This window comes from Kitasatospora sp. NPDC001119 (assembly GCF_053598475.1).
Window position 1 is genome coordinate 1 of record NZ_JBSFKI010000076.1, and the last position, 24,791, is coordinate 24,791.

At 72.9% G+C, this 24,791-nt stretch carries 19 protein-coding genes and 5 pseudogenes; 11 read left to right on the forward strand and 13 right to left on the reverse strand.

Features of this window, described 5'->3' with window-relative positions:
- Positions 1–348, forward strand: a pseudogene (locus ACWDD9_RS42785) (hypothetical protein); the annotation flags it as partial.
- Positions 349–431: 83 nt separating this feature from the next.
- Here ACWDD9_RS42785 and metF read toward each other — a convergent pair.
- Positions 432–1,348 (reverse strand): annotated as a pseudogene (metF, locus tag ACWDD9_RS42790) (methylenetetrahydrofolate reductase [NAD(P)H]).
- A gap of 134 nt (positions 1,349–1,482) precedes the next feature.
- On the opposite strand from metF, the gene folP reads away from it, so the two are divergent.
- The 3 genes from folP (at position 1,483) to ACWDD9_RS42805 (ending at position 4,909) form a co-directional block, all read left to right on the forward strand.
- Positions 1,483–2,364: a dihydropteroate synthase gene (gene folP / locus ACWDD9_RS42795; protein ID WP_449814662.1), complete on the forward strand. Its 882-nt coding sequence runs from the start codon at positions 1,483–1,485 to the stop codon at positions 2,362–2,364.
- Positions 2,365–2,429: 65 nt separating this feature from the next.
- Complete coding sequence (locus ACWDD9_RS42800) at positions 2,430–3,893, forward strand: short-chain fatty acyl-CoA regulator family protein (protein ID WP_375877396.1); 1,464 nt, start codon at positions 2,430–2,432, stop codon at positions 3,891–3,893.
- 404 nt (positions 3,894–4,297) lie between these two features.
- A complete protein-coding gene (locus tag ACWDD9_RS42805; protein ID WP_375877397.1) occupies positions 4,298–4,909 on the forward strand; it encodes a polysaccharide deacetylase family protein in 612 nt (203 codons plus the stop codon).
- A 21-nt stretch (positions 4,910–4,930) separates the two neighbouring features.
- Here the strand turns inward: ACWDD9_RS42805 and ACWDD9_RS42810 are convergent.
- Positions 4,931–5,764 (reverse strand): annotated as a pseudogene (locus ACWDD9_RS42810) (citrate/2-methylcitrate synthase); the annotation flags it as partial.
- Positions 5,758–6,072 (reverse strand): annotated as a pseudogene (locus ACWDD9_RS42815) (methylisocitrate lyase); the annotation flags it as partial. The pseudogenes ACWDD9_RS42810 and ACWDD9_RS42815, both read right to left, overlap by 7 nt.
- Positions 6,073–6,761: 689 nt before the next feature.
- Here ACWDD9_RS42815 and ACWDD9_RS42820 point away from each other — a divergent pair.
- Together ACWDD9_RS42820 and ACWDD9_RS42825 are read left to right on the forward strand one after the other, a co-directional pair.
- Complete coding sequence (locus ACWDD9_RS42820) at positions 6,762–6,941, forward strand: hypothetical protein (RefSeq protein ID WP_375877398.1); 180 nt, start codon at positions 6,762–6,764, stop codon at positions 6,939–6,941.
- Positions 6,938–7,348: a hypothetical protein gene (locus ACWDD9_RS42825; RefSeq protein ID WP_375877399.1), complete on the forward strand. Its 411-nt coding sequence runs from the start codon at positions 6,938–6,940 to the stop codon at positions 7,346–7,348. Before ACWDD9_RS42820 ends, ACWDD9_RS42825 begins: the two co-directional genes overlap by 4 nt.
- Before the next feature lie 146 nt (positions 7,349–7,494).
- Here ACWDD9_RS42825 and ACWDD9_RS42830 read toward each other — a convergent pair whose 3' ends face one another.
- Positions 7,495–8,700, reverse strand: a complete 1,206-nt coding sequence (locus ACWDD9_RS42830; RefSeq protein ID WP_375877411.1) for an alpha/beta hydrolase family protein — start codon at positions 8,698–8,700, stop codon at positions 7,495–7,497.
- A gap of 112 nt (positions 8,701–8,812) precedes the next feature.
- On the opposite strand from ACWDD9_RS42830, the gene ACWDD9_RS42835 reads away from it, so the two are divergent.
- Complete coding sequence (locus ACWDD9_RS42835; protein WP_375877400.1) at positions 8,813–9,172, forward strand: transposase; 360 nt, start codon at positions 8,813–8,815, stop codon at positions 9,170–9,172.
- Between the two features lie 51 nt (positions 9,173–9,223).
- On the opposite strand, the gene ACWDD9_RS42840 is transcribed toward ACWDD9_RS42835, so the two are convergent.
- Entirely contained in the window at positions 9,224–9,820 is a 597-nt protein-coding gene (locus ACWDD9_RS42840) for a hypothetical protein (RefSeq protein ID WP_449814663.1), read from the reverse strand.
- Positions 9,821–9,902: 82 nt separating this feature from the next.
- The gene (locus ACWDD9_RS42845; RefSeq protein WP_375877402.1) at positions 9,903–10,649 is read right to left on the reverse strand and encodes an ABC transporter ATP-binding protein; all 747 of its coding nucleotides are present in this window, start codon (positions 10,647–10,649) and stop codon (positions 9,903–9,905) included.
- Positions 10,650–10,727: 78 nt separating this feature from the next.
- Here ACWDD9_RS42845 and ACWDD9_RS42850 point away from each other — a divergent pair, with 78 nt between their 5' ends.
- Both ACWDD9_RS42850 and ACWDD9_RS42855 read left to right on the forward strand, forming a co-directional pair.
- Positions 10,728–11,996, forward strand: coding sequence for a sensor histidine kinase (locus tag ACWDD9_RS42850; protein WP_375877403.1), 1,269 nt, complete (start codon positions 10,728–10,730; stop codon positions 11,994–11,996).
- A complete protein-coding gene (locus tag ACWDD9_RS42855) occupies positions 11,993–12,688 on the forward strand; it encodes a response regulator (protein WP_375877404.1) in 696 nt (231 codons plus the stop codon). The genes ACWDD9_RS42850 and ACWDD9_RS42855 overlap by 4 nt, the downstream gene beginning before the upstream one ends.
- A 559-nt stretch (positions 12,689–13,247) precedes the next feature.
- Here ACWDD9_RS42855 and ACWDD9_RS42860 read toward each other — a convergent pair.
- Positions 13,248–14,735 (reverse strand): annotated as a pseudogene (locus ACWDD9_RS42860) (MmgE/PrpD family protein); the annotation flags it as partial.
- 328 nt (positions 14,736–15,063) lie between these two features.
- On the opposite strand from ACWDD9_RS42860, the gene ACWDD9_RS42865 reads away from it, so the two are divergent.
- A complete protein-coding gene (locus ACWDD9_RS42865) occupies positions 15,064–15,870 on the forward strand; it encodes an adenosylcobinamide amidohydrolase (protein ID WP_375877405.1) in 807 nt (268 codons plus the stop codon).
- 66 nt (positions 15,871–15,936) lie between these two features.
- Here the strand turns inward: ACWDD9_RS42865 and ACWDD9_RS42870 are convergent, their stop codons facing one another.
- The 3 genes from ACWDD9_RS42870 to aceA form a co-directional block, all read right to left on the reverse strand.
- A complete protein-coding gene (locus tag ACWDD9_RS42870; protein WP_117486396.1) occupies positions 15,937–16,803 on the reverse strand; it encodes a 3-hydroxybutyryl-CoA dehydrogenase in 867 nt (288 codons plus the stop codon).
- A 27-nt stretch (positions 16,804–16,830) separates the two neighbouring features.
- Positions 16,831–18,441 (reverse strand): malate synthase A, encoded by a 1,611-nt coding sequence (gene aceB / locus ACWDD9_RS42875; RefSeq protein WP_449814664.1) that lies wholly within the window; start codon positions 18,439–18,441, stop codon positions 16,831–16,833.
- A gap of 167 nt (positions 18,442–18,608) precedes the next feature.
- Positions 18,609–19,901, reverse strand: a complete 1,293-nt coding sequence (gene aceA, locus ACWDD9_RS42880) for an isocitrate lyase (protein ID WP_449814665.1) — start codon at positions 19,899–19,901, stop codon at positions 18,609–18,611.
- Between the two features lie 355 nt (positions 19,902–20,256).
- On the opposite strand from aceA, the gene ACWDD9_RS42885 reads away from it, so the two are divergent.
- Complete coding sequence (locus tag ACWDD9_RS42885) at positions 20,257–21,660, forward strand: short-chain fatty acyl-CoA regulator family protein (protein ID WP_449814666.1); 1,404 nt, start codon at positions 20,257–20,259, stop codon at positions 21,658–21,660.
- 28 nt (positions 21,661–21,688) lie between these two features.
- Here ACWDD9_RS42885 and ACWDD9_RS42890 read toward each other — a convergent pair whose 3' ends face one another.
- Genes ACWDD9_RS42890 through ACWDD9_RS42900 form a run of 3 tightly spaced genes read right to left on the reverse strand, consistent with a single transcriptional unit; the run spans position 21,689 to position 24,610 of the window.
- A complete protein-coding gene (locus ACWDD9_RS42890; RefSeq protein ID WP_449814667.1) occupies positions 21,689–22,942 on the reverse strand; it encodes a cytochrome P450 in 1,254 nt (417 codons plus the stop codon).
- A gap of 50 nt (positions 22,943–22,992) precedes the next feature.
- Positions 22,993–24,360 carry an NAD(P)/FAD-dependent oxidoreductase gene (locus tag ACWDD9_RS42895; protein WP_449814668.1) on the reverse strand — a complete coding sequence of 456 codons (1,368 nt, stop codon included), beginning with the start codon at positions 24,358–24,360 and terminating at the stop codon, positions 22,993–22,995.
- Positions 24,350–24,610 (reverse strand): ferredoxin, encoded by a 261-nt coding sequence (locus ACWDD9_RS42900; protein WP_449814669.1) that lies wholly within the window; start codon positions 24,608–24,610, stop codon positions 24,350–24,352. The genes ACWDD9_RS42895 and ACWDD9_RS42900 overlap by 11 nt, the downstream gene beginning before the upstream one ends.
- Positions 24,611–24,791 lie beyond the last annotated feature (181 nt).

The following is a 24,791-nucleotide window of genomic DNA, read 5'->3' on the forward strand; positions in this document are numbered from 1 at the left end:
CCCCAGCGCAGTAAGGCAGTCACGAGGCGTCACCGCCCTGGCTTGACAACATCATTGGGAATCTCCCTGGAGGCCACCCGCTCCCACATGGAGGTCGCCGGCGAGCTGGCCGAGGCGGGCTACCCGCGCGAGGTCGGCCCCGGCGTCTGGGACATCCACTCCCCGCGCGTCCCCAGCACCGAGGAGGCCGTCTCCCTGCTGCGCGCGGGCCTGGCCGCGATCCCGGCCGAACGGCTCTGGGTCAACCCGGACTGCGGACTGAAGACCCGCGGCTGGCCGGAGACCCGGGCCTCGCTGGACAGCCTGGTCGGCGCCGCCCGCCTGCTGCGCGCGGAGCTCGCCGGCTGACGCGGCCGGGCGGGAATCCTCCGCCGGTTCGGTACGCCCGCCACGGCATGCGGGCCGCGTCGCGGCGCGGCCCGCATGCCCGTTCAGCCGGACCGGGGCAGGCCGAGGTTCTGGTAGATCTCGGTGGTGACCGTGGAGAAGTTCATGGTCATGAAATGCAGCCCGGGCACGCCTTCGGAAAGCAGCCGCCGGCACATGGCGGTGGCGTGCTCGATCCCGATCGAGCGCACGGCGGCGGGATCGTTTTGCTGTTCCAGCATGCGGTCGGAGAGGGCCGTGGGAATGGCAGCGGTGCTCAGGGTCGGAATTCGGCGCAGTGACCGGATGCTGGTCACCGGCATGATCTCCGGAATCACCGGAATATCGCATCCGGCCTTCTGGAGACGGTCCCGGAAACGGAGGTATCCGTCCACCTCGAAGAACATCTGGGTGATCGCGTAGTCGGCCCCGGAACGGCACTTCGTGACAAAGTGCCGGATTTCCGAGTCCCAGTCCGGTGACCGCGGGTGCATTTCCGGGAAAGCCGCCACCCCGACGCAGAAGTCGCCCGAGTCCTTGATGAGGTGAACCAGGTCGGCGGCGTACTCGACCCCGCCCGGATGCCGGACCCAGGCGCCCAGCGGGTCGCCCGGAGGGTCGCCGCGCAGGGCCAGGATGTTCCGTACTCCCTGGTCGGCGTAGTGCCCGAGGATGTTCCTGAGTCGCCGACGCTGTGGCCGACGGCGGTCAGGTGCGCGGCCGGGGTGAGGGTCGTCTCCTGGGCGATGCGGCCGGTGACGTTCACCGTCCGCTCCCGGGTCGAGCCGCCCGCACCGTAGGTCACCGAAACGAAGGTGGGGGAGAGCGCCTCCAGTCGGCGGATCGCGTTCCACAGGCCGGCTTCCGCCTCGGCGTTCCGCGGTGGCATGAACTCGAACGAATAGGAGTGCTTTCCGGTGGCCAGGAGATCGCGGACGGTTGCCGCCCGGTCGGTGCGCGTGGAGGGTTTCCCGAGTGTCATGACAGGACGGTATACGCCCGGTCGGAATGGCGTGGTAGAAAGTCCACAGTGTGATACGCGGGTTTTCGCCAATGATGGTCGATGGCCTTCGGGGGTGGTCGCGGAGCGGCCTCCGGAGGCTGCACAATAGGGGCATGGAAAGACATTCGTACGCCCTTCCCGGACTTCCCGACTGGGGTCGCTGCGCGGTCATGGGAATCCTCAACGTCACCCCGGACTCGTTCTCGGACGGGGGATGCTGGCTGGACCCGGGCCGGGCGGTGGAGCACGGACTGGCGCTGGCCGCGCGGGGGGCCGACATGGTGGACGTGGGCGGCGAGTCGACCCGCCCCGGCGCCCGTCGGGTGCCGGTCGAGGAGGAGCTCGCGCGGGTGCTGCCGGTGGTGCGCGGACTCGCCCGGCAAGGCGTTCTGGTGAGCATCGACACGATGCGCGCCCGGGTCGCCGAGGCCGCGGTGGACGCCGGGGCCCGGATCGTCAACGACGTCAGCGGCGGCCGGGCGGACGAGGCCATGGCGAAGACGGCCGCGCGGGCCGGCGTGCCGTTCGTCGTCATGCACTGGCGGGGGCAGTCCCAGGGGATGGACGACCTGGCGGACTACGGGGACGTCGTCGCCGAGGTGGTCGCCGAAGTGGGGCGCCAACTGGACGCCGTGGTGTCGGCCGGCGTCGACCCGGAGCAGGTCGTCCTCGACCCCGGCCTCGGCTTCGCCAAGGGCCGGAGTGACGACTGGGCGCTGCTCGCCGCCCTGGACGCCTGGGCCGTGCTGGACCGCCCGCTCCTGGTCGGGCCCTCCCGCAAGCGCTTCCTCGGCGAACTGCTGGCCGACCCGGCCACCGGCGAGCCCCGCCCGGCCCGGGAGCGGGACGACGCGACCTCGGCCGCCGCCGTCCTGGCCGCCGCGCAGGGCGCCTGGGCCGTACGGGTCCACGAGGTGCGGGCGGCCGCCGACGCCGTGCGGGTCGAGGCGGCCGTGCGGGCCCACCGGGCGACCGCCGGCCGGGTGCCGGTGTAGGCCTTCGCAACCATCCGGGGGAAGAGAAGACCGGGGAAGAACAGAGAAGAGGGGTGCGTCGCACCATGGCACGTCCCGTCGGGCGCAAGATCTTCGCCCACGCCAAGCTGCGCCGGCTGCGCCGCGAGCACGGCATGAACCAGGTCGAGCTGGCCCACGAGCTCGGCATCTCGACCAGCTACCTCAACCAGATCGAGCACAGCCAGCGCCCGCTCACCGCCGCCGTGCTGCTGCGGATCGCCGAGGTGTTCGGCGTGGACCCGGAGTTCTTCTCCGAGGCCGACGAGGAGCGCCTCGCCGCCGACCTGCGCGCCGCCCTCGCCGACGAGGCGTGCGGTGCCCCCGTCCCGGCCGAGGACGTCGCGGAGGTGAGCCGGGACCACCCCGACGTCGCCCGGGCGCTCGTCGCGCTGTACCGCCGCTACCGGGAGGCGGCCACCAGGGTCGCCGATCTCGGCGACACTGCCGGGACCGCCGCGCTCAGCCCGGCCGAACCCCACGACGAGGTACGGGACTTCTTCTACACGCACCACAACCACATCCCGGCCCTGGACGAGGAGGCCGAGCGCACCGCGACCGCGCTCGGGGCGACCACGGCCGGCGGCCTCGCCGCCGCGCTGGCGGCCGCACTCGGCGAGCGGCACGGCGTGCGGGTGGTCGACTCGGATCACCGGCAGCAGGCGGAGATGCGCCGGTTCGATCCGGTGAGCGGCACCCTCCGCCTCTCCGCGTGGCTGACCGACGGTCAGCGGGCCTTCCAACTGGCCACCCAGCTCGCGCTGCTGGAGCACCGGCCGCTGCTCGACGCGCTGGTCTCGGCGGCAGGGCCCGACCTCACCTCGCCCCAGGCGGCGGACCTCGCCCGGATCGGCCTCGCCACCTACTTCGCCGGTGCGCTGCTGATGCCCTACTCGGCCTTCCACGCCGCCGCCGAGGAACTGCGCTACGACATCGACCTGCTCGGCGCCCGCTTCGGGGTCGGCTTCGAGACGGTCTGCCACCGGCTGAGCACCCTGCAGCGCACCGGCCGCCGGGGCGTGCCGTTCTCCTTCCTGCGCGCCGACCGGGCGGGCAACATCTCCAAGCGGCAGTCCGCGACCGACTTCCACTTCTCCCGCCTCGGCGGCACCTGCCCGCTCTGGACGGTCTACGAGGCCTTCTCGGCGCCGGGGCGGATCCTCACCCAGATCGCCGAGATGCCGGACGGCAAGCGGTACTTCTGGATCGCCCGCACCGTCACCCACGGCGGCTTCGGCCACCGCGCGCCGCGCAGCGAGTTCGCCGTCGCGCTCGGCTGCGAGCTGCGCCACGCCCACCGCCTGGTCTACGCCGAGGGCATCGCCCTGGACGGCCGGGAGGCGGCCACGCCGATCGGCCTGGGCTGCCGGATCTGCGAGCGCACCGACTGCGCCCAGCGGGCCCGGCCCCCCGTCGGCGGCCGGCTGGTGGTGGACCCGGACCGGCGTACCAGGGTGCCCTACCCGGTCGTCGCCGAGGGCCGTCACAGCGATCGGGAGGGGCGCCGCTGACCGGTGCCGCCGAGACGGCGGGCGGCGGGCGGCACCCGGGTGCCGCGGTCGGGCGACGGCGACGGATCCGGCACCGTGCCGCCGACCGTGTGGCCCTGGGTCCTTCCGGGTGGTGATGTGGGTCCCTCGGGGTGAACGCCGGGAGGGGGCGTCAGGCCCGGGGGGACACCCAGAAAATGTCAGATCATCAGATTGTCTCGCGAAGGCTGATCCTGGCCGCGGCCGGGTTGTCGGTCCTCGGCGCCGCAGGGTGCGGGGGAGCACGGTGGGCCGGGGAACCCGGTACCGCGCCGAGAGGGAACGCCGGGCCGCCGCCCGCGGCCGCACCCCCGGCGGCCGCGCCGGAAGCCGCGCCTGAAACCGCCCCGGAGGCCGCACCGGAGGCCGTTCCGGAAGCCCCCAGGGTGCTGACCGAGGCGGAGAGCCGGCCGCTGTTCGAACTCGCCGAGGAGGGGAAGGTGGTGGCCCTCACCATCGACGACGGACCCCATCCGCGCCACACCCCCGACGTCCTGGCGCTGCTGGAGAAGCACGGGATCCGGGCGACGTTCTTCCTGATCGGCGAGAACGCGGCCGCCCGTCCCGACCTGGTCCGGGAGATCGCGGCGCGGGGGCACCGCATCGGCAACCACACCTGGAGCCATCCGGACCTCCGTCACCTTCCCGACGACGCCCAGGTGCGGGACGAGCTGACGCGCACCTCCGACCTCCTCGCCGGGATCACCGGCAAGTCGCCCGCCTGGTTCCGGGCCCCGGGCGGGGACTGGGCCCCGAGGACGCTCAGGACGAGCAGGGAGCTCGGGATGCGGCCGATGGGCTGGACGGTCGACCCGGAGGACTGGGCCGAGCCGGGGACGGAGGTGATCCTCGGCCGGCTCACGAAGGAGATGCGCCCGGGAGCGATCGTGCTCACCCATGACGGCGGAGGCGACCGTTCGCAGACGGTGGCCGCCCTCGCGCGCTTCCTCCCCTCCCTGATCGACTCCGGCTACCGCTTCACCACCCCGCGGGCCTGACCGGACGGCGGTGCCGGTCTCCTACGCGGAGGCCGGCACCGGCCGCTGGCCCGGCCCGTCGTAGGAGGCGAGCGGGCGGATCAGGGTGTTGTGGGCGAGCTGATCGGTGATGTGGGCGGTCCAGCCGGTGATCCGGCTCATCACGAAGAGCGGGGTGAAGACCGGGGTGTCGAAGCCCATCAGGTGGTAGGCGAGGCCCGCCGGGTAGTCGAGGTTGGGGTGGATGCCCTTGCGGTCCAGCACCGCCTCGCGCAGCGCCGCGTGCAGGGCGGCCTGCATGATCGGGACGCGGGAGTCGCCGTGCTTGTAGACCCGGTGGCCGAAGCCCATGACCTTCCGCCGGGAGGCGAGGGCGTCGTCGAGCCAGTCGGCGGCGCGGGCCGGGTCGCCGATCTCCTCCAGCATGTGCATCACGGCCTCGTTGGCGCCGCCGTGCAGCGGGCCCTTGAGCGCGCCGATCGCGGCGGTGACGGCGCTGTAGAGGTTGGAGAGGGTGGAGGTGACGACCCGGGCGGTGAAGGTGGAGGCGTTGAAGCTGTGCTCGGCGTACAGCACGAGGGAGATCTCGAAGCAGCGCACGACCTCGGGGGCGGGCACCGTGCCGAAGCACATGTGGAAGAAGTTCTCCGCGTACCCGAGGTCCGGGCCCGGGGCGATCGGGGCCAGGCCCCGCCGACGGCGCTGGTCGGCGGCGACGACGGTGGGCAGTCTCGCCAGCAGGGGCAGGGGCAGGGGCAGGGGCAGGGGCAGGGGCAGGGGCAGGGACTTGGCGAGGCCGGACGCCGGGCGGCCGTCGTCCTCGGTCGGGTCCTCGGCGCCGAAGAAGCTGACGGCGGTGCGCAGCACGCGGGCGGGAGGGTGAAGTCGAAGACGGCCGAGTCGAAGGCCGCGTAGTCGGCGTAGCCGAGGAGTTCGTACAGCCGGGAGCGGGTCTGCATGCGCGGCAGCAGCGGCTCCTGGGTGCCCTCGGTGGCGATGGTGCGCAGCCCGTCCTCGATCGCGCCCATGGCGAGCCGCAGCAGGGTGACCGGGTAGAGGGCGATGCTGTAGCCGAGGCTCTCCAGGGTGCGGGTGTCCAGCAGCGGGGTCTTGCCGAACTCGGTGAGGTTCGCGAGCAGCGGCACGTCGACGGCCTTGCGGAACGCCTCGTACTCGGCCTCATCGCCGGTCGGCCCTGGCGCAAACATCTGGACCACACCGAGACCATCACCCTGATGCGGCACCTGGGCACGGCCGCGTTCATCGTCTGCGCCTACCTGACCGGTATGCGTCCGCAGGAAGTCCTCGCCCTGCGCTCCGGCTGCTGCCCCGATCCCGCCGCCAACCCTCCGGACGGCGCCCCCCGCCCGGCATCTCATCCGCGTCGCGGAGGCACCGGAATCCACCGGCTCCGATCCCGAGGCCGAGGGCGATCCGGCGTCTGAGGACACCGCCTATCTCATCACCCGCTCGCACTTCCGGCACCTGCGCACCGCACTCGACACCGAGGCCTCCGGCCGATACGGCACCCGCGCCCGCGGCGGAGTCCACGGCCTGGTCGACGTCGAGACCGCCCTGAGCGTCGCCGAGACGGCCGCCGACCTGCACGACCACTTCACCGCTGGCGGAGGCGTGTCCGGCCCGGCAGCCCGGCGAGCCCTCGTCCAGGCCGCAAGCACGCCCCGGTTCGAGGGCCGCCGGATCACCGCCCGCTTCGCCCGCACCTTCCTCGGCCGGGACGGAACTATCCCTCTACGACAACCCGCACGCCCTGCTCCTGTGCCTCTACCGGCACGACGCGGCCCTGTGCGCGAGGGAAGGCGTCCGGGACGTCCCCACCCTCGACCGGTGCGTACCCGGCTGCGGGAACAGCGTGCGTACCGATCACCACGCCGACCAACTGCGCGCCCGCGCCAACCAGCTTGACCAACGAGCCCTTCACACACCCGGCCCGGTCGCCGATCGCTTGCGGGCCAACGCCGACCGGCTCCGGTCCTGGGCCGACGAGCACGACCGCACCCGCATCGCCAAGCAGGAGACGGCACCGCGATGACCCCCGCCCCTGACGAGCGCGACAGCATCCGCGCCGCCACGCACCGCATCCTCACCGGCGCCCCGCAGCACTCGAACGGCGCGCTGACGATCGTGGCCCTCGCCCAGGAGGCCCGGGTCCCGCGCAACGCGCTCACCCAGCGGCACCCCGACCTGCGCAACGAGTTCTACGAAGGGGTCAGGCAGCGCGGTGCCGTTTCCGACTCCGAAGCCCGCCAGAAGGCGGAGATCGCCAAACTGAAACGCACCCTCGCCGCAAAGAACAAGGAACTGGGCGAGCTCCGCGGCGACGTCCAGGCGCTGGTCCGTGTCGTCGACCAGCTCACCCTGGAGAACCAGAGCCTGCGCGCCCGTGTGGTCGCCGACGACCCTACGGTCGTCCCCATCGGCCAGCGCCCTCCGCGTTAGAACCGTCACCTGAACGCGCGAACCCGGGCCGACAGCCGCAGCCGACTGCCCTGTCCGGCGTTCTCCCGGCGTGGAGATCGCAACCCGGGAAGCCACCGTCACCATCCAGACCTTGTCGGTCAACGGCAAGCGGACGCGGCGCTGCACTAGTGCTGGAAGAGTACTTCCGGATTGTTCGGCGAGGGGCCGTCCAGCAGCGGACTGTGGATCCCCTTCAGCGTCTGGTCGAAGAACGCTGTCACGTACTCACGGGTGATCACCACCCCGCGTTCCGGGGAGAGGGGCGGCATCGGGAACCCGGCCTCCTCCAGAAGCAGGTCCAGGTCGGTGAAGCTGGTGTGGTCGGCGCCGGCGACCGTCAGCCACTTCTTGTAGCCGCCGAGGGCGTCCCAGGCCTGCCCCCACGTGGTGTCGCCGCCGCCGGCCGGGTGGTTGTCGGGCGAACTCAGCATGAGGAACGGCCGGTTGATCTGGCCGGGCGTCGGGGCCGGGGCGAAGGTGCCGTCCATGTTCACGCCGGCCCGTACGCGCGGGTCGGCGATCATCGTGGTGACGGCCGCCGCTCCGCCGATGGAGTGTCCGGCCATGCCGATCTCGTGTTCGTCGATGAGGTGTGCCAGGCGCCACGCGGTATTGCCATGCGTCAACTGGTCGATCACGAAGGACACGTCCAGCGCGCGGCTGGCGGTGACCGTGCCCATGTCGAGGTTCGGGTCATCGCAGATCGCGCACGGCGGCGTCCGGCCGTTCGCCAGCGTCTCGCCGCTGTCCTCGTAGGTGTGGCCGACGAGTGCGACGACGTAGCCGTGACTGGCCAGGTCGGTCGCGAGCGAGGTGAGCATCATGCGCGGGTGCTCGAACCCGGGCGAGAGGACTACCAGCGGATACTTGCCGCTCCGCGGCCGCGCGCCGTCGAAGGCGTGAGTGGCGACGCTGGAAAGGTTCTGTGGGGTGATGCCAGAGCTCGTCGGTATCTTCCGGAGCTGGATGGCTCCGGCTGCCTCGGCGAGGGTCATGTAAGGGGCCGGAGTCCCGGTCCCGGGGACGGCCGGGTAGAGCATCGTGACGGCCAGTTGGCGGGGGCCGGATGACGGCACCCACGGGTCGGGACGGCTCGTGTCGGTGAGGTGGATGACGTCCTCGCCGGCGGCGTATGGGCCGGTCGGCGCGGGGAGCGTGCCGTGGAAGGACCGCGTGGGCGCGGTGGCCGTGGCCGGTGCGGTGTCGAACGCGTGCGTGGCCACCGGTGTGGCCGACGGTGTGGTCGTGGCGGCGAACCCGGCGCCGGTTCCGGTGACGAGGGCGGCGAGCGCCAGCGCCGCGACGGCGCTGATACGGCGATTGCGTTTCATGGGATCGACGCTAGGTTCCGCGGCTCCGTATCGAATCGGCCCGTGGATGTAACCATTCTGGTGTCGTTCGTAGCCCCCGCGAGGTACCGGAGTAATCCGCCGGGAGTATGTCGTGCGGCGCGGGGTTCCCTTCGCCGGCATCGTCGAGCGCCACCTTCGTCTTGGCCTACGACGAACACGACGCCAAGCCCTACCGCTGGACCTACGACGGTTCCGGACCGGGGTGGCCTGGCGGGATGTGCCGCCGCGGTACGGCTCCTGGGCCACCCTGCACACCCTGTTCCGGCGCTGGGCCGAGGACGGAACCTTCGAGCGGATGTTGCGGGCCGCGCAAGCGCAGGCGGACGCGGCCGGCGACATCGACTGGCTCGTATCGGTCGACTCCACCGTCGTGCGAGCCCGCCAGAGTGCCGCCGGGGCACGAAAAGGGGAACCCAGAACCAGGCGCTCGGCCGCTCCCGAGGCGGGCTGACCGGCAAACTCCACCTGGTCGTCGACGGACTCACGTCACGAGCTCTTCCGCTCAGCGGCCCGGCCGAGGGAAGGTCCTGGTCGCGAGAGCCGCGCAGGCCACCGCCAGCGGCAACTCGGCGAAGACCGTCATCAGCACCGCCAGCTTGAAGTCCGAACCCGGGGCAGCCGTCATGGTGTCGAACCAGGCGTCGACCAGCAGCACGGCCGAGGTCGCGGCGGAGGTCAGGCAGGCCCGGCAGTCGCCGCGCCTGAGGAGCAGTCCGGTGGAGAGCAGGCCGAGCGCCTCAAAGCTGTCCAGACCCGTCCACGTCCAGGCCCAGTGCGAGGCCTGAGCTGTGGCCGGCAGCCCGGTGTGCAGGAAGACCAGCCAGGGAATCATCGCCAGCCCGAGCACGGTGAGGACCGTGGCCGCCCGGCGAAGCAGCAGAGGGAACGTGAAAGCGGCCGCGGCCTTCGGAGGGATCCGCGGGACACCGGAGCCCGAACCGGCGTCCACGCGGACCAGACGGAGCGAATGAACGCCGGTCAGCAGGCCGAGGGAGAGTACTGATGACAACATCGCGGTGAACGTCGTCAAGGCCATGACGAGGGAATGGGCCCGACGCCGGCCCACGCCGGAGCGTACGACGTTGCCGAGCGCGCTCACCGGCTCACCGCCGGCAGCATGCGGGCCATGGCGTGGAATCCGGCCTCGAAGAGGCGTCGGGGCATCGGCGGCTTGCGCAGCGTCATCCGAGCGCTCCCGCCGGACGGGTCAGCCGCGCGTGGGCGGCCAGGCCGGCACCGCTGCCACTGTTGACGACGTCCCGCGCGACCGCACCGTCCACCAACTCGATGGTGCGGTGCGCGGTGGTGGCGGCCAGCTGCACGTCGTGGGTCACCAGCACGATGGTCTGGCCCTCGGCGTTCAGGTCCAGCAGCAGCTGGCGCACGTCCTCGACCGAGCTCGAGTCCAGCGCGCCGGTGGGCTCGTCAGCCAGCAACAACGCCGGCTTGTTCATCAGGGCCCTGGCCACCGCCACCCGCTGCCGCCGACCACCGGACAGCCGCTGCGGACAGGCCTTGACATGCCGCTCGATACCCAGCGAGCCGAGCAGGTCGACGGCCCGGCGCTTCGCCTCACCCTTGCCCATCCCAGCCAGCTGCGCCGGAACCATGACGTTGTCCAACACGGTCAGATCGTCGAGCAGGTTGAAGAACTGGAAGATCATGCCGATCGAGGCCCGGCGGTACTTCGCCGATCCGGCCTCACCAAGCTGATCGACGCGCGTGCCGTCGATGGTGACACTGCCGCTGGAGGGCTTGTCCAAACCGGCGATCAGGTTCAGCAGCGTGGACTTCCCACTGCCGGAATGGCCGAGGATCGCCACACAATCACCGGACGCCACGGACAAGGTCACACCGGCCACCGCGGGCGGGCCGTCGTCGTACTGCTTTATCGCGTCTTGGAGAGCGATCATCGGCGGATTCGTCATGGCCATGAACCTAGGAACGGACCATGATCCATCGCGTCGGCCGGTGGATTTCGCGTTCCCCAGGCCGTCGGCCCGGGGGTGTACCCCGCGTACATCCCCGGGGCGACGCGCGGAGCCCACGCCACTGAATACGATCTCCGCATGGAAGAGCTCCTCCAACGTCTCTCGACATCGAAGCGCGTGACCCGGCTGACGTCACAGGCCGTGGTGCTGGCCACCGCCGGCCTGTACGCGCTGATGATCCCCTTGACGATGGGGACCCCGGATCCTGAGCACTCCCTGTTCGGGTTCCCCGACCTTGAGCCCGTCCAGATGCTGGGTCTGTGCGTCGTGCTCGCCCTTCCGGTTCTGCTGGTGCGCCGTCTGCCGGCGACCGTCTTCGCGGTGATCCTGGGCGAATCGGTCCTCGGCGACGCCTTCGGCGCCCGGCCCGTCATCATGTTGGTCCTGCTCGTCGCCTTGGGCGGGTATCTCGCCGTCCGGCGGCCGAAGGCTGCCGCCGTCGGCTCCGTCGCGGGCGTCGTGGCCGCTTTCGTCAACGACATCCACGACCGCGAGCAGTCCGTCGGCGACGCGGTCCAGTGGGCCGGGGGGTTCGCGTTGTGGTTCGCGGTCGCGTGGATCTTCGGAGGGGTGTACCGCAAGCGCCGTGAGTACCTCGGAGCCCTGCACGAGGAGAAGGCGGCCCGCGCCGTCATGGCCGAGCGGCTGCGGATCGCCCGCGAACTGCACGACAGTGTCGCGCACAGCATCGGGATCATCACGGTGCTGTCGGGAGCGGCGGCGCGGGTCGTGGACACCAAGCCCGAGCAGACGCGGCAGGCGCTGAGCGGCATCGAGTCCACCAGCCGCCAGACGCTGCTGGAGCTGCAGCGCATGCTCGGGGCGCTGCGCCGCGCCGAGCCGGACGAGGCCATGCCGGGGGCCGCTCCGCTGGCGCCGGCCGGCAGCCTGGCCGATGTCCCGCGGCTCGCCGAACGTACGGCCGACACCGGGGTGCGGGTCCACGTGGACTGGCGGGGCGAGCGGCGTCCGCTGCCGCCGGAGATCGAACTGTCGGCATTTCGGATCATCCAGGAGTCGGTGACGAACGTGGTACGGCATTCCGGTGCGCGGACGTGCAGGGTCGAGGTCGGTTACGAGTCGGAAGGAGTGAGGATCGAGGTGGTGGACGACGGGGACGACGGTCCCGGCGGGCCCGGCCGTCCGAGGCCCTGGGCGGCGGCCGGCGGGAGCGGCTTCGGCCTGCTCGGCATGCGCGAGCGAGTGACGTTGCTGTCCGGCCAGTTCAGCGCGGGCCGGCGTCCGGAGGGCGGATTCCGGGTGACGGCGAGGCTCCCGGCATGAGCGTGCGGGTGCTGCTGGTCGATGACCAGCCGCTGATGCTGGTCGGGCTCGGGATCCTGATCGGCGACACCGACGACCTGGAGGTGGTGGGCGAGGCCGGCGACGGCCGCGAGGCGGTGCGCCTGGTGCGTGGGCTGCGGCCGGACGTCGTGGTGATGGACATCCGGATGCCGGGCATGGACGGGATCGAGGCGACCCGGCAGGCAACCGCCGAGCCGGACCCGCCCAAGGTGCTGGTGCTGACGACCTTCGACGACGACGAGTACGTCTACGGCGCTCTGCGCGCCGGCGCCAGCGGATTCCTGCTCAAGAGCATGGCCCTGGACGCGATCCTGGACGCGATCCGTGTGGTGGCGGCCGGCGATGCGTTGATCGCGCCGAGCGTCACCCGACGGCTGATCGCCGACTTCGCCGGAACCTCCTCCACCCCCGCCACCCCCACGGCCCCCGAACCGGACACCGAGCCCGCCGCGGACTCGAGTCCCATCGCGGGGATCACCGACCGGGAGCGCGAGGTACTGGCACTGGTCGGACAGGGGCTGTCGAACGCTGAGATAGCCGAGCGGCTGGTGATCAGCGCGGCGACGGCGAAGACCCATGTCGCGCGTCTGTTCGCCAAGCTCGAGGCCCGGGACCGCGTCCACCTGGCGATCATCGCCTTCGAGGCCGGACTCGCGCCGGGTGGACGGTAGGGCAGGGTGAGAAGAACGATCGCCGACCACGAGCTCGCCACGTTCGCCAGACGCGCGAGCTCACCCACCTGGCCGCGGCGGGATTCGAGCCGAGGTTGTTCAGAAAGTCACGGACCGGCGCGGGTGTCGAGAGCGTGGTAGCCCGCTTCACGGGTCGAGGAGGATCGGACCGAGGAAGAACCTTTAGCAACGTCAGCGCCTTGTACATGCTTCATCGCTGTTTCACTGGCGTGTTCGCGCGCTGTCTCAACGAACCGACCTAAGAAACGCGCCGCGCGGTTCGTGAAGATCCACGCGCTCCGGCCCGTCCAGCGCTATTCCACTGTCGGATCCTCTCAACCCCGATCGTGAACCGGCCGTCGGCGAGTTTGCGCAGCCAGCCGCGGTCGGCGAGCTTGGTCGGTTGTGCGCGAAGCGGCTCCAGCGTGCCCCGGACGCCGACAGGAAGGCCGAGTATCGACCCGACGGACCGTGACCGACCGAAGAGTTCGTAGTCATGGACGCGATACGAGTACCCAGAACCGGGCTGGGACGGCCCCGCACCCGTCCCAACCACGTGCAGGGTGCGGTCGAACTCGCGGACGGCCTCGAAGTCGACGGCTGGGAACAGTTCGTCGAGGCCGGCGGCCGTCAGCTCGGCGAGACCGGCCGCGGCCGACAGGAAGCGGTCCTGGTCGGCGGGGGTGACGACGCCCTCGGTGAGGGTGCGGAACTTCCGCTGGTACGCGGGGCGGTCGAAGGGGCGGGCGCCGGCCGGGTGGGCGTCGGCGACGGCCAGTTCGTCCTCGATGACGGAGCCGTCGTCCAGGGTGATCACGATCCGGCCGCCGAAGGCCCGCTGCTGCGGGTCGGGGTCGTGGTAGCGGCGGGTCCACTCCGGGTCCTCGACCGTGCTGACCTTCCGCCACAGGGCGACGGTCGACGGCCGGGCGGCCCGCTCGGGGGCGTAGGAGCGCTCGTGGTGCCAGCCGCCGTCCTCCAGGGCCACGGCGAGGATGTACGGGATCGAGTGGTCGAGGGTCTCCCGGCTGGCCGTCGGGTCGTACTTCTGCGGGTCGTTGGCGCCGGAGCCGATGACGTGGTGGGTGTGGTGGCTGGTGTGCAGCACCACCGAGCGCACCCGCTCCAGCGGCCCGGTCTTCTCGCGCAGCCGCCGGGCCAGGTCGATGACCGCCTGGGCCTGGTACTCGGCGGAGTGCTCCTTGGTGTAGGTGTCCAGGATCGCCCGGCGTGGTTCGCCGGGCTCGGGCAGCGGCACGGTGTAGTCGGCGTCCGGGCCGTCGAGCATCCAGGCGAGGAAGCCGTCCTCGCCCTCGTAGACCGGGGAGGGCGAGGTCTCGCCGCGCATCGCCCGGTCCACCGCCTCGATCGCGGCCTTGCCGGCGAAGGCCGGGGCGAAGGCCTTCCAGCTGGAGATCTCGCCCTTGCGGGACTGCCGGGTCGCCGTCGTGGTGTGCACGGCCTGCTGCACCGCCTGGTACACCGTCTCCGTCGGCAGCCGCAGCAGCGCGCCGAGCCCGCAGGCGGTGGCCGCGCTCAGGTGCGCGACGTGGTCGATCCGGTGGGCGTGCAGACAGATGCCCTTGACCAGGGCGACGTGGACCTCGTAGGCGGTGACGATGCCGCGCAGCAGGTCGGCGCCGGTGCGCCCGGTGTGCTGGGCGACGGCCAGCAGCGGCGGGATGTTGTCCCCGGGGTGGGAGTAGTCGGCGGCGAGGTAGGTGTCGTGGAAGTCCAGCTCGCGCACGGCGGTGCCGTTGGCCCAGGCCGCCCACTCGGGGGAGACCCTGGCCAGGCTGCCGAACACCCGGGCGCCGGGCGCCCCGTGGTGCGCGAGCGCCTGGGACCGGGCCACCGCCACCGGCCGGCGCAGCAGCGACGCGACCGCCACCGAGGCGTTGTCGACGACCCGGTTGACGGCCATGCCCACGGCGGCCGGGTCCAGTTCCTCGGTGGCGGTCGCGACGGCGGCCAGTTTCCAGGCCAACTGCTCCTCTCGCGGCAGCCGGTCGGCGCTGGGATGGACGCGGACGTGGTGCTCGATCACGGGACTCCTCGGGAGTGTCGGGACCGCCCTGACGGGCTCGTACGCTCCAGGCTGCCGCGCCGGCGGGCGGGGATCCAGCAGGCCAATCCGCGGAATCCGGACAGCTCCGGGCTGCGAAACCGCGAATCCTGCGAATCCGCGGATCGTGCGAATCCGCGGATCGTGCGAATCCGCGGATCGTGTGAACTTGCGGAGCCCGCGAACCTGCGGAGCCCGCGAATCCTGCGGACCGGTCTCGCGGGGCTAGGATCCACAGGGCCTCCTCCGCCGGTGATCACCGCACCACGCCGCCGGACCGGGCCGGCCCCGACCGCCCCCTGCCTCTGAGGTGATCACAGCGAACAGCCTGGTGTCCGAGCTGCGGCGACCCGCCGTCCTCCGGTCCGCGCGGTCGGAGGACGGCTCGTGTCGTCACCTGCTGGTGTGGAAGGCCGGCCCGGGCTGGCGGATGGTCAGCAGCGGCGTGCTGGGCGGGGGGATCGGTGAGCGCGGCTGGGTGGTGAACGCCCAGGTCCGGCCCGGCTACAGTCGGATGGACCCGGAGCGGCACCTGGCGGAGCTGGCGGAGGCCGAGGGCCTGCGCGGGCCGGGCGTCGGGCTGATGACCGCAGCGGAGGTCGACGACTGCACCTGGGGTGAGGACGGCGGCGCCGTCGCCCTGGTGACGACCGGCATCGGCGTCCCGACCTGGGCCGCGGCAGCCGCGGCACCGACCGGACCGTACGTCCCGGGGACGATCAACATCCTCGCGGTCGTGCCCGCGCCGGTGGCCGACGCGGGGCTGGTGAACCTGCTGGCGACGGCCACCGAGGCGAAGGTGCAGGCCCTCCTGGACGCCGGCTACTCGTGCTCGGGCACCCCGTCCGACGCCGTGTGCGTGGCCGTCCGCAGCCCGGTCGACGGCGAGGCGGCCGACCCCTTCGGCGGCCCGCGGTCGGTCTGGGGCTCCCGGCTGGCCCGCGCCGTCCACCGAGCCGTCCTCGACGGGGCGGAACGCGACCGGGCCCGGCGGCGGGAGGGGCCGGGTGTGCCGCACCAGGGGCCCCGACCGGACTGCCACCGGGCGGACGTCCTTTCAGCCGGAGCGGCTGGAGTACCCGGAGCGGCTGGAGCGCCCGGACGCGTCACCGCCTGAACCCACGCCGCCCCGCCGGTGCCCGGCCCTCCGCGACGGGAGCCGGGCACCGGCGGGGCGCGCTCGTCACGCCGAGGCGTGCGCGTGGAACCCCCGTCCGCTCTTGCGGCCGAGCAGTCCGGCCTCCACCATGCGGGAGAGCAGCGGCGGGGGCGCGTACAGCGGCTCCTTGTACTCCTCGTACATGGACCGGGCGATCGCCTCGACGGTGTCCAGCCCGATCAGGTCGGCGAGTTGGAGCGGCCCCATGGGGTGGGCGCAGCCGTGGACCATCCCGGCGTCGATGTCCTCGGGGCTGGCGTGGCCGGCCTCGGCCATCCGGATCGCGGCGAGCAGGTACGGCACCAGCAGGGCGTTGACCACGAAGCCGGCCCGGTCGCGGGAGTGGACGACGTGCTTGCCGAGGACGTCCCGGGCGAAGCCCTCCACCCGGTCGAGGACGGTCGGGGCGGTGTGCAGCGAGGCCACCAGCTCGACCAGCGGCATCACCGGGGCCGGGTTGAAGAAGTGCAGCCCCAGGACGTGGGAGGCGCGGCCCGTGGTGATGCCGAGGCGGGTGACCGGGATGGCCGAGGTGTTGGTGGCCAGGACGGCGTCCTCGGCGACGAGCACCTTGTCCAGGGTGCTGAGCACCTCGGTCTTGACCCGTTCGTCCTCGACGACGGCCTCGACCACCAACTGGCGGTCGGCGAGCGCCTCCAGGTCGTCGGCGAACAGCAGGTGGGCCCAGGCGTCGGTGCGCTGCTCCTCGCTGATCCGGCCGCGGTCGGCGGCGCGGTGCAGCGAGCGGTCGATCCGGGCCCGGGCGGTGCGCAGGGCGTCCCGGCCGGCCTCGCAGACGACGGTGTCGAGCCCGGCGCGGGCGAAGACCTCGGCGATGCCGGCGCCCATCTGTCCGGCGCCGACGACCGCGACGCGGCGGATGTCGTTCATGGTGCACTGCCTCCGTGGTGGGGCGGCTCAGGCCGCGGTGCGGATCCGCACGAGGTGGCGGGCGTAGGCCTCGGTGGTGAGGAAGGCGGGCAGTTCGGCGCCGAGGGCGGTGTCCTCCAGGATCCGCACCGCGTCGTCCACCAGCGTCGGGTCGGCGCCCTCGGCGAGCAGCGTGGCGCGCTCCCGGTCGATCAGGCGCCGCACCATGTCCGGGGTGACGAGCGAGCCGCCGGTCAGCCGGGTGCAGTGGTGCTGCCACTGCCAGATCTGGCAGCGGGCGATCTCGGCGGTGGCGACGTCCTCCATCAGCCCGAAGACGGCGACGGCTCCGGAACCGCCGAGCCAGGCGGTGAGGTAGCGCAGGGCGACGGCGATGTTGGAGCGCAGCCCCTGGTCGGTCGGCAGGCCGGCGGACAGCCTGTGCACGCCGAGTAGGTCGGCGGCGGTGACCTCGATGTCCTCGCGGGTGCGGTCGAGCTGGTTCGGCCGGTCGCCGAGTACGTCGTCGAAGGCGGTGCGGCAGGTGGCGACCAGGCCGGGGTGGGCGACCCAGGAGCCGTCGAAGCCGTCGCCGGCCTCCCGCTCCTTGTCGGCGCGCACCTTGGTGAGGGCCACCGCGTTGGCCTCCGGGGCGCGCTGGGGGATGGCGGCGGCCATCCCGCCGATGGCGTGGGCGCCGCGCCGGTGGCAGGTGCGCACCAGCAGGTCGGTGTAGGCGCGCAGGAAGGGCTGGGTCATGGTGAGGGTGGCGCGGTCCGGCAGGACGTAGCGCGGGCCGTGCTGGGCGAAGTTCTTGATCAGGCTGAACAGGTAGTCCCAGCGCCCGGCGTTGAGCCCGGCGGCGTGCTCGCGCAGCTCGTAGAGGATCTCGTCCATCTCGAAGGCCGCGGTGATGGTCTCGATCAGCACGGTGGCCCGGATCGTGCCGTGCGGGATGTCCAACTCGGCCTGGGCGAAGGCGAAGACCTCGTTCCAGAGCCGGGCTTCGCGGTGGTCCTCCAGCTTGGGCAGGTAGAAGTACGGGCCGCTGCCGCGCTCGATCTGCCGTTTGCCGCAGTGGAAGAGGTAGAGGCCGAAGTCGACCAGCGCGCCGACGGCGGGGCGGCCGTCGACCAGCAGGTGCTGCTCGTCGAGGTGCCAGCCGCGCGGGCGGACGACGATGGTGGCGGGGGAGTCGCCGATCCGGTAGCGCTTGCCCTCCGGCGTGGTGTCGTCGATCCGGCGTTCGACCGCGTCGACCAGGTTGAGCTGCCCGGAGACCAGGTTGTGCCAGGTGGGGGCGGTGGCGTCCTCGAAGTCGGCGAGCCACACCCTGGCACCGGAGTTGAGCGCGTTGACGGTCATCCGGCGCTCGGGCGGGCCGGTGATCTCCACCCGGCGGTCGGCCAGGCCCGGCCCGGCGCCGGCCACGCGCCACGTGCTGTCCTCGCGGACGGCGCGGGTCCCGGGGAGGAAGTCGAGGCTGCCGCCGTCCGCCAACTCGGCGCGGCGCCGGTCGCGTTCGGCGAGCAGCGCGGTGCGACGGGCGGCGAACCGGTCGTGCAGACGGGCGAGGAAGGCGAGCGCCTCGGGGGTGAGGATCTCGTCGAAGCGGTCCTCGTGTTCTCCGAGGACCTCGATGCGGCTGGGCTGGCTCATCCGGTGCTCCAGGGGCGGGTGGAAGGCGCCCGGGGCCTCGTCCCTCAACGAGGCCCCGGGCGGCGGGGTGGGCGGCGGCCGCTCCCCAAAGCGGCCGCCGGGGTGGCTCGGTGGTGCTGTCCTTCCGGCTCGACGGCCCGCTTCGGGCCCGGCGGCCTCCTTCGGACTCAGTGGAACTGCTCGGCCTCGGTGGAGCCGGTCAGGGCGAGCGTCTCGGCGTTCGGGTTGAGCGCGGTGGAGACCAGGTCGAAGTACCCGGTGCCGACCTCGCGCTGGTGCTTCACGGCGGTGTAGCCGTCCGGCACGGCCGCGAACTCGGCCTCCTGGAGGTCGACATAGGCCGTCATCCCGTGCTCGGCGTAGCCGCGGGCGAGCTGGAACATCGAGTGGTTGAGCGCGTGGAAGCCGGCCAGCGTGATGAACTGGAAGCGGTAGCCCATCGCCCCCAACTCCCGCTGGAACTTGGCGATCTGGTCGTCGTCCAGCGCGGCCTTCCAGTTGAAGGAGGGCGAGCAGTTGTAGGCGAGCATCGTGTCCGGGTGCTCGGCCTTGACCGCCTCGGCGAACTCCCGGGCCTGCTCCAGGTCCGGGGTGCCGGTCTCCACCCAGAGCAGGTCCGCGTACGGGGCGAAGGCCAGGCCGCGCGAGATCACCGGGGCCATGCCGGGCTCGACCCGGTAGAAGCCCTCGGCCGTCCGCTCGCCGGTGCAGAACCGGGCGTCGCGCTCGTCCACGTCGCTGGTCAGCAGGTTGGCGGCGAGCGCGTCGGTGCGGGCGACGATCAGGGTCGGCACGTCGGCGATGTCGGCCGCGAGGCGGGCGGCGTTCAGGGTGCGGATGTGCTGGGCGGTGGGGACGAGCACCTTGCCGCCGAGGTGGCCGCACTTCTTCTCCGAGGCCAGCTGGTCCTCGTAGTGGATGCCCGCCGCGCCGGCCGCGATCATGCCCTTGGTGAGCTCGAAGGCGTTCAGCGGGCCGCCGAAGCCGGCCTCCGCGTCGGCGACGATCGGCACCAGCCAGTCCGGGCCGCCGTTGCCCTCCGCCGCGTCGATCCCGTCCGCCCGCAGCAGCGCGTTGTTGATCCGACGCACCACCTGGGGAACGGAGTTGGCGGGGTAGAGGCTCTGGTCCGGGTACGTCTGCCCGGCCTGGTTGGTGTCGGCCGCGACCTGCCAGCCGGACAGGTAGATCGCCTGCAGCCCGGCCTTCACCATCTGCACGGCCTGGCCGCCGGTCAGCGCGCCGAGCGCGTGGACGTAGTCCTGCTCGTGCAGCTGCCGCCACAGCCGCTCGGCGCCGCGCCGGGCCAGGGTGTGCTCCTCACGCACCGTCCCGGACAGCCGGACGACGTCGGCCGCCGTGTACGTGCGCTCGATGCCCGCCCACCGCGGGTCGGAGGCCCACCGGGCGGCGAGCTCCGCCGCCTGCTGCTCCTGCTGCTGCCGGACCGACTGAGTCATGGGTCTGCTCCCCAGGGTGCTCGTTTGCTCGTTGCGAAGGATGTGACGCACCTCACCGCGAGGGCGAGTGGGCGGCCGGACGGTGCCGGGCTGCGGTGGCGCACCGCGGGACGTGGAGGCCCGGACAGCCCACCGGACCGCGAGCGACCTGGTGTTCTGCGGCTGTCCTGCGCACCTCCCGGCCGCACCACCGACTCTGGCACCCCCGCCGAGCCGCCGTCACCGGTGGACCGCGGCCAACTTCTGCGAACGCTCATCGGTGAATCAGCGAAGGTTGCGAAGGCCTGAGCGGCTGCCCTGCGGCTAGGCTGCCCGCGCCGGATCGACCGATGCGCACAGCGGGGAGAGCGACACCATGGGAAAGGCCTTCGCCGGTGCCCGGCTGCGCCGCCTGCGCGAGGAGCGCGGCCTCAGCCAGGCCGCCCTCGCCCGGCTGCTCGACCTCTCGCCCAGCTACGTCAACCAGTTGGAGCACGACGCCCGGCCCCTCACCGTGCCCGTCCTGCTGCGCCTCACCGAGGCCTTTGGCGTGGAGGCCGGCTACTTCGCCCCGCCCGACAGCGCCCGGCTCACCGCCGAACTGCGCGACGCCCTCGGCGAGGAGGTCACGGCCGGCCGGATCACCGGCGGTGACCTCGACGAGCTCGCCGCCCGACTGCCCGCCGTGGCACGGCTGCTGACCGACCTGGCCCGCGGCCGCCGGGACGCCGCCGAACAGCTCGCCGTCCTCGCCGGGGACCGCGGCCTCGGGGTCGACACGCACACCCCGCACGAGCAGGTCCGCGAGTTCTTCTACCGCCGCCGGAACTACCTCCACGAACTCGACACGGCCGCCGAGGACTTGGCGACATCCATCGGCCTGCGGCGAGGCGGGGTCAGGACGGTGCTGGCCGAACGGCTCGCCACCGGGCACCGGGTCCGGATCGCCACCGGAGGCGGCCGACTGCACCAGTACGACGAGCCGACCCGGACCCTCCGGCTGTCCGACCGGCTGCGCCCCGGCCAGCAGGCCTTCCGGATGGCCACCCAGCTGGCCTACCTGGAACACGACTCCCTGCTGTCCGAACTCGCCTCCCAGGACAGCCCGGAGGGCTCCACCGCCTTCGCGCTCACCCGCATCGGCCTGGCCAACTACTTCGCCGCCGCCCTCGTCCTGCCCTACACCGCCTTCCACGCCCAGGCGGAGGCGGCCCGCTATGACATCGAGCACCTCGCCGACCACTTCGGCGTCGGCTACGAGACGGTCTGCCACCGGCTCAGCACCCTCCAGCGCCCCGGCCTGCGCGGCGTGCCGTTCTCCTTCGTGCGCGTCGACCGCGCCGGGAACGTCTCGAAGCGCCAGTCCGCCACGCCCTTCCACTTCTCCCGCACCGGCGGCACCTGCCCGCTGTGGAACGTCTACGACGCCTTCGCCGCCCCCGGGCGCGTCCACGTCCAGGTCGCCGCCATGCCGGACGGCCGCCGCTACCTCTGGACCGCCCGCGCCGTCACCCGCTCGCCCGGCGGCTGGGGCCGCCCCGGCAAGACCTTCGCCATCGGCCTCGGCTGCGAGATCCGGCACGCCGGCCGACTGGTCTACTCCGCCGGCCTGGACCTCGGCGACGAGGCGGCCGCCACCCCGATCGGCCTCGGCTGCAAGGTCTGCGAACGCCCGGCCTGCCCGCAGCGCTCCGCCCCGGCCATCGGCCGACCGCTGGCCGTCGACGAGCACACCAGCACCTTCGTCCCGTACGCCGCGTTGCCCGGCCCCCGGGACTGAGGGCGCCCGGACGGCTGGGGCGGCACGCTCAGTCCGTGATGCCGGAGACCGCCAGCGGCAGGTGGCGGGGCCCGCGCAGGATCGGGCTGCGGCGGTACGCGGGCGGGTCCTGGAGCAGGCGGGGGTCGTCGAGGCGGCGGACGAGCGCGGTGAGGGCGATCTGCCCCTCGACCCTGGCGAGCGGCGCGCCGAAGCAGCTGTGCACGCCGCTGCCGAAGCCGAGGTGCTGGTTGTCCTTCCGGGTCGGGTCGAAGCGGTCCGGGTCGCGGAACCGCCGCGGGTCCCGGTTGCCGGCGGCGAGCACCAGGACCAGCGGCGCGCCCTTGGGGATGGTGACGCCGTCGACCTCGACGTCGGTCAGCGCGGTGCGCTGCGGCAGCAGTTGGACCGGGGGCTCGTAGCGCAGCACCTCCTCCACCATGCCCGGCATCAACTCGGGCCGTTCGCGCATCATTTGGAGGGCCTCGGGATGGCGCAGCAGGGTGAGCACGCTGTTGGTGACCAGGTTGACGGTCGTCTCGTGCCCGGCGATGAGCAGCAGGACGGCGGTGGCCATCAGCTCAGGCCGGGTGAAGCCGCCGTCCGGGCCGGGGTCGTTGACGAAGGCGGAGAGCATGTCGTCGGAGGGCCTGCCGCGCCGGCTCTCGGCGAGTTCGCCGAGGTACAGCCCCATCTCCGTCCGGGCCTGGAGGGCCACCCGCTGCCGCTCGGCCGGGTCGGTGCCGGGGGTGGGGTCGAAGCCCTCGATCAGGGTCTCGGACCAGGCGTGGAACCGGGGTTCGTCCTCGCGCGGCACCCCGAGCAGCTGGCAGATCACGGTGACGGGGAGCGGGTAGGCGAAGTCCTCGACGAGGTCGATCCGGTCGCGGCCGCGCAGCCCGTCGATCAACTCCCCGGCGATCGCGGTGATCTCGTCGTGCATGGCGTCGACCCGGCCGGGCGCGTGGGGTGGGCCGAAGGGCCGCATGGCCAGGTTGCGCAGCCGTTCGTGCTCGGGGTCGTCCCGGCCGATGAAGGCGACCGGGACGACCTGCGCCTCGTCCGGGTCGGTGCGGTTGCGGCGGTCGGAGCTGATCCGCGGGTCGTGGAGCAGCGCGGCGACCTCGTCGTAGGTGCCGACCAGGTAGCCGCCGTCGTCCTGGCGGGCCACGCCGTGCTCGCGCAACTCGGCGTAGAGGGGGTAGGGGTCGGCGCGGTTGGCGTAGTCGGTGATCCGGCGGTACAGGGTGCCGGCGGAACCGGTGCCGGCGGAACCGGTGCCGGGGGTGTCGGTGGTGGCCATGGCGGGCTCCTCGGGGGTGGCGGCGGCGGTCCGCGGCGCCGGGACGGTGCTCAGCCGTCCCAGCGCCGAAAGGTCAGCCGCCGGTCGGGCAGGTGACCGGTGAGCGCGACGGTGGGACCGTGCGAGAGCACCTTCGGATCGGGCACGTCGGACGGGACGGGGACGCGGGAGGGCGGAGGCTCCACGCCGACCCAGTCGGGCGGGAACGGGGCGGCGGTCTCGATCAGCCCCTGGTAGTGCTCCAGCCACTTGGCCCGGTTCACGCTCACGGCGGCCGTGATCCGGCCCCGGTACCCGTAGACCGCGACGAACCGCCGCTCCTCCGGCGAGCCCTGGGCGACCACCACGTGGTCGGAGAAGGTCGGCACGCCGACGGACTTGATGTTGAGGCCGAACTGGCTGGACCAGAAGGCGGGCACGCTCAGGTGCGGCAGCCGGCGCGGCCCCGGGCTGACCATGTTGTGGGCCGCCACCGCGGCCTGGGCGACCGCGTTGCCCCAGTGTTCGAGGGAGAGCAGCTGGTACTCGAAGAGCGGGTGCGGGAAGCGGGCGACATCACCCGCGACGAAGACGTCGTCGGTGACGATCCCGTACATGTCGAAGGCACGGCAGCCGGCGTCGCAGGCGATGCCGCGCCGACCGGCGGCGAGCCCGGAGTCGGCCAGCCACTCGGTGTTGCGGACGGCCCCCAGGGCGACCACGGCGACGTCCGCCTCGATCCGGCTGCCGTCGGAGAGCTCGGCCCCGGTGAGCCGACCGTCCCGGCTGTGGAGCGCGGTGACGGTCACCCCGCAGCGCAGGTCGACCCCGTGGGCGCGCTGGACCCTGGCCGCGAAGGCGCCGAAGGCCCCGCCGAGGGCGCCGACCAGCGGGGCGGGGCCGCGCTCCGCGACCGTCACCGCCACGCCGCGTTCCCGGCAGGCGGAGGCGATCTCGGAGCCGGTGAATCCGGCACCGATCACCAGCACCCGCCGCGGGCCGGCCGCCAGCCGCTCGGCCAGCCCGGCCGCGTCGTCGGCGGTGCGCAGGGTGAACACCCCGTCGAGGGCGGCCTGCGCGGGGTCCGGCCAGGGCCTGGCCCGGGTGCCCGTCGCGATCAGCAGCCGGTCGTAGGGCAGCCGTTCGCCGGTCGCGAGCAGCACCTGCCTGGCCGCCCCGTCCACGCCGGTCGCGCGGACGCCGAGCCGCCAGTCCGCGTCCACCTCGCGGCGGCGTGGCAGCCCGGTCTCCTCGGCGCGCACCCGCCCGAGCAGCACCTGCTTGGACAGCGGCGGACGGTCGTACGGGGGGCGGCGCTCCTCGCCGACCACGGTCAGCCGCCCGGCGAAGCCCTCGTCGCGCAGCGTCTCTGCGGCGCGCAGCCCGGCCAGCGAGGCGCCGACGACGACGATCCGGCCGCTCCGGAGGTCAATGCACACCGGACCGGCCCTCCCGGCCCGGGACCCGGCTCTCGCTGTCCTCCTCGGCCCCGGCCTCGGCACGGTCCTCGACCAGGATGGCCTGCACCGGACACGCCGCCGCGGCCCGCAGGACGCGCTCCCGCTGCTCGACGGCGGGCTGCGGGGTGTACATCAGGGCCTCCTCGCCGTGCAGCTCGAACACCCGGGGCGCGAGGAACGCGCACTGCGCGTAGCCCTGGCAGCGGTTGAGGTCGACGACGATCTTCACGGACTCTCCTCCCGGCCGGGTCCGTATCCGTCCTACCGCCGCCGCCCCGGCCGCGCGCCCGGGGGTGCTCCGCGGGAGGGGTCGCGGAGCGTGGCCGCCTACGCGGTGCGGTGGGCGGCGACGACGGGAGCGGGGGGGGCGGGCCCCCCGGGGGGGACCCCCCCCCCCCCGCCCGGGGGGC

Bases quoted from the DNA above. Each gene is read 5' to 3' on its own strand.
- folP (WP_449814662.1), top strand. From the start codon at position 1,483: ATGGAAAGACATTCGTACGCCCTTCCCGGACTTCCCGACTGGGGTCGC.
- ACWDD9_RS42800 (WP_375877396.1), top strand. From the start codon at position 2,430: ATGGCACGTCCCGTCGGGCGCAAGATCTTCGCCCACGCCAAGCTGCGC.
- ACWDD9_RS42825 (WP_375877399.1), top strand. From the start codon at position 6,938: ATGACCCCCGCCCCTGACGAGCGCGACAGCATCCGCGCCGCCACGCAC.
- ACWDD9_RS42830 (WP_375877411.1), bottom strand. From the start codon at position 8,700: ATGAAACGCAATCGCCGTATCAGCGCCGTCGCGGCGCTGGCGCTCGCC.
- ACWDD9_RS42845 (WP_375877402.1), bottom strand. From the start codon at position 10,649: ATGACGAATCCGCCGATGATCGCTCTCCAAGACGCGATAAAGCAGTAC.
- ACWDD9_RS42855 (WP_375877404.1), top strand. From the start codon at position 11,993: ATGAGCGTGCGGGTGCTGCTGGTCGATGACCAGCCGCTGATGCTGGTC.
- ACWDD9_RS42870 (WP_117486396.1), bottom strand. From the start codon at position 16,803: ATGAACGACATCCGCCGCGTCGCGGTCGTCGGCGCCGGACAGATGGGC.
- aceB (WP_449814664.1), bottom strand. From the start codon at position 18,441: ATGAGCCAGCCCAGCCGCATCGAGGTCCTCGGAGAACACGAGGACCGC.
- aceA (WP_449814665.1), bottom strand. From the start codon at position 19,901: ATGACTCAGTCGGTCCGGCAGCAGCAGGAGCAGCAGGCGGCGGAGCTC.
- ACWDD9_RS42885 (WP_449814666.1), top strand. From the start codon at position 20,257: ATGGGAAAGGCCTTCGCCGGTGCCCGGCTGCGCCGCCTGCGCGAGGAG.
- ACWDD9_RS42890 (WP_449814667.1), bottom strand. From the start codon at position 22,942: ATGGCCACCACCGACACCCCCGGCACCGGTTCCGCCGGCACCGGTTCC.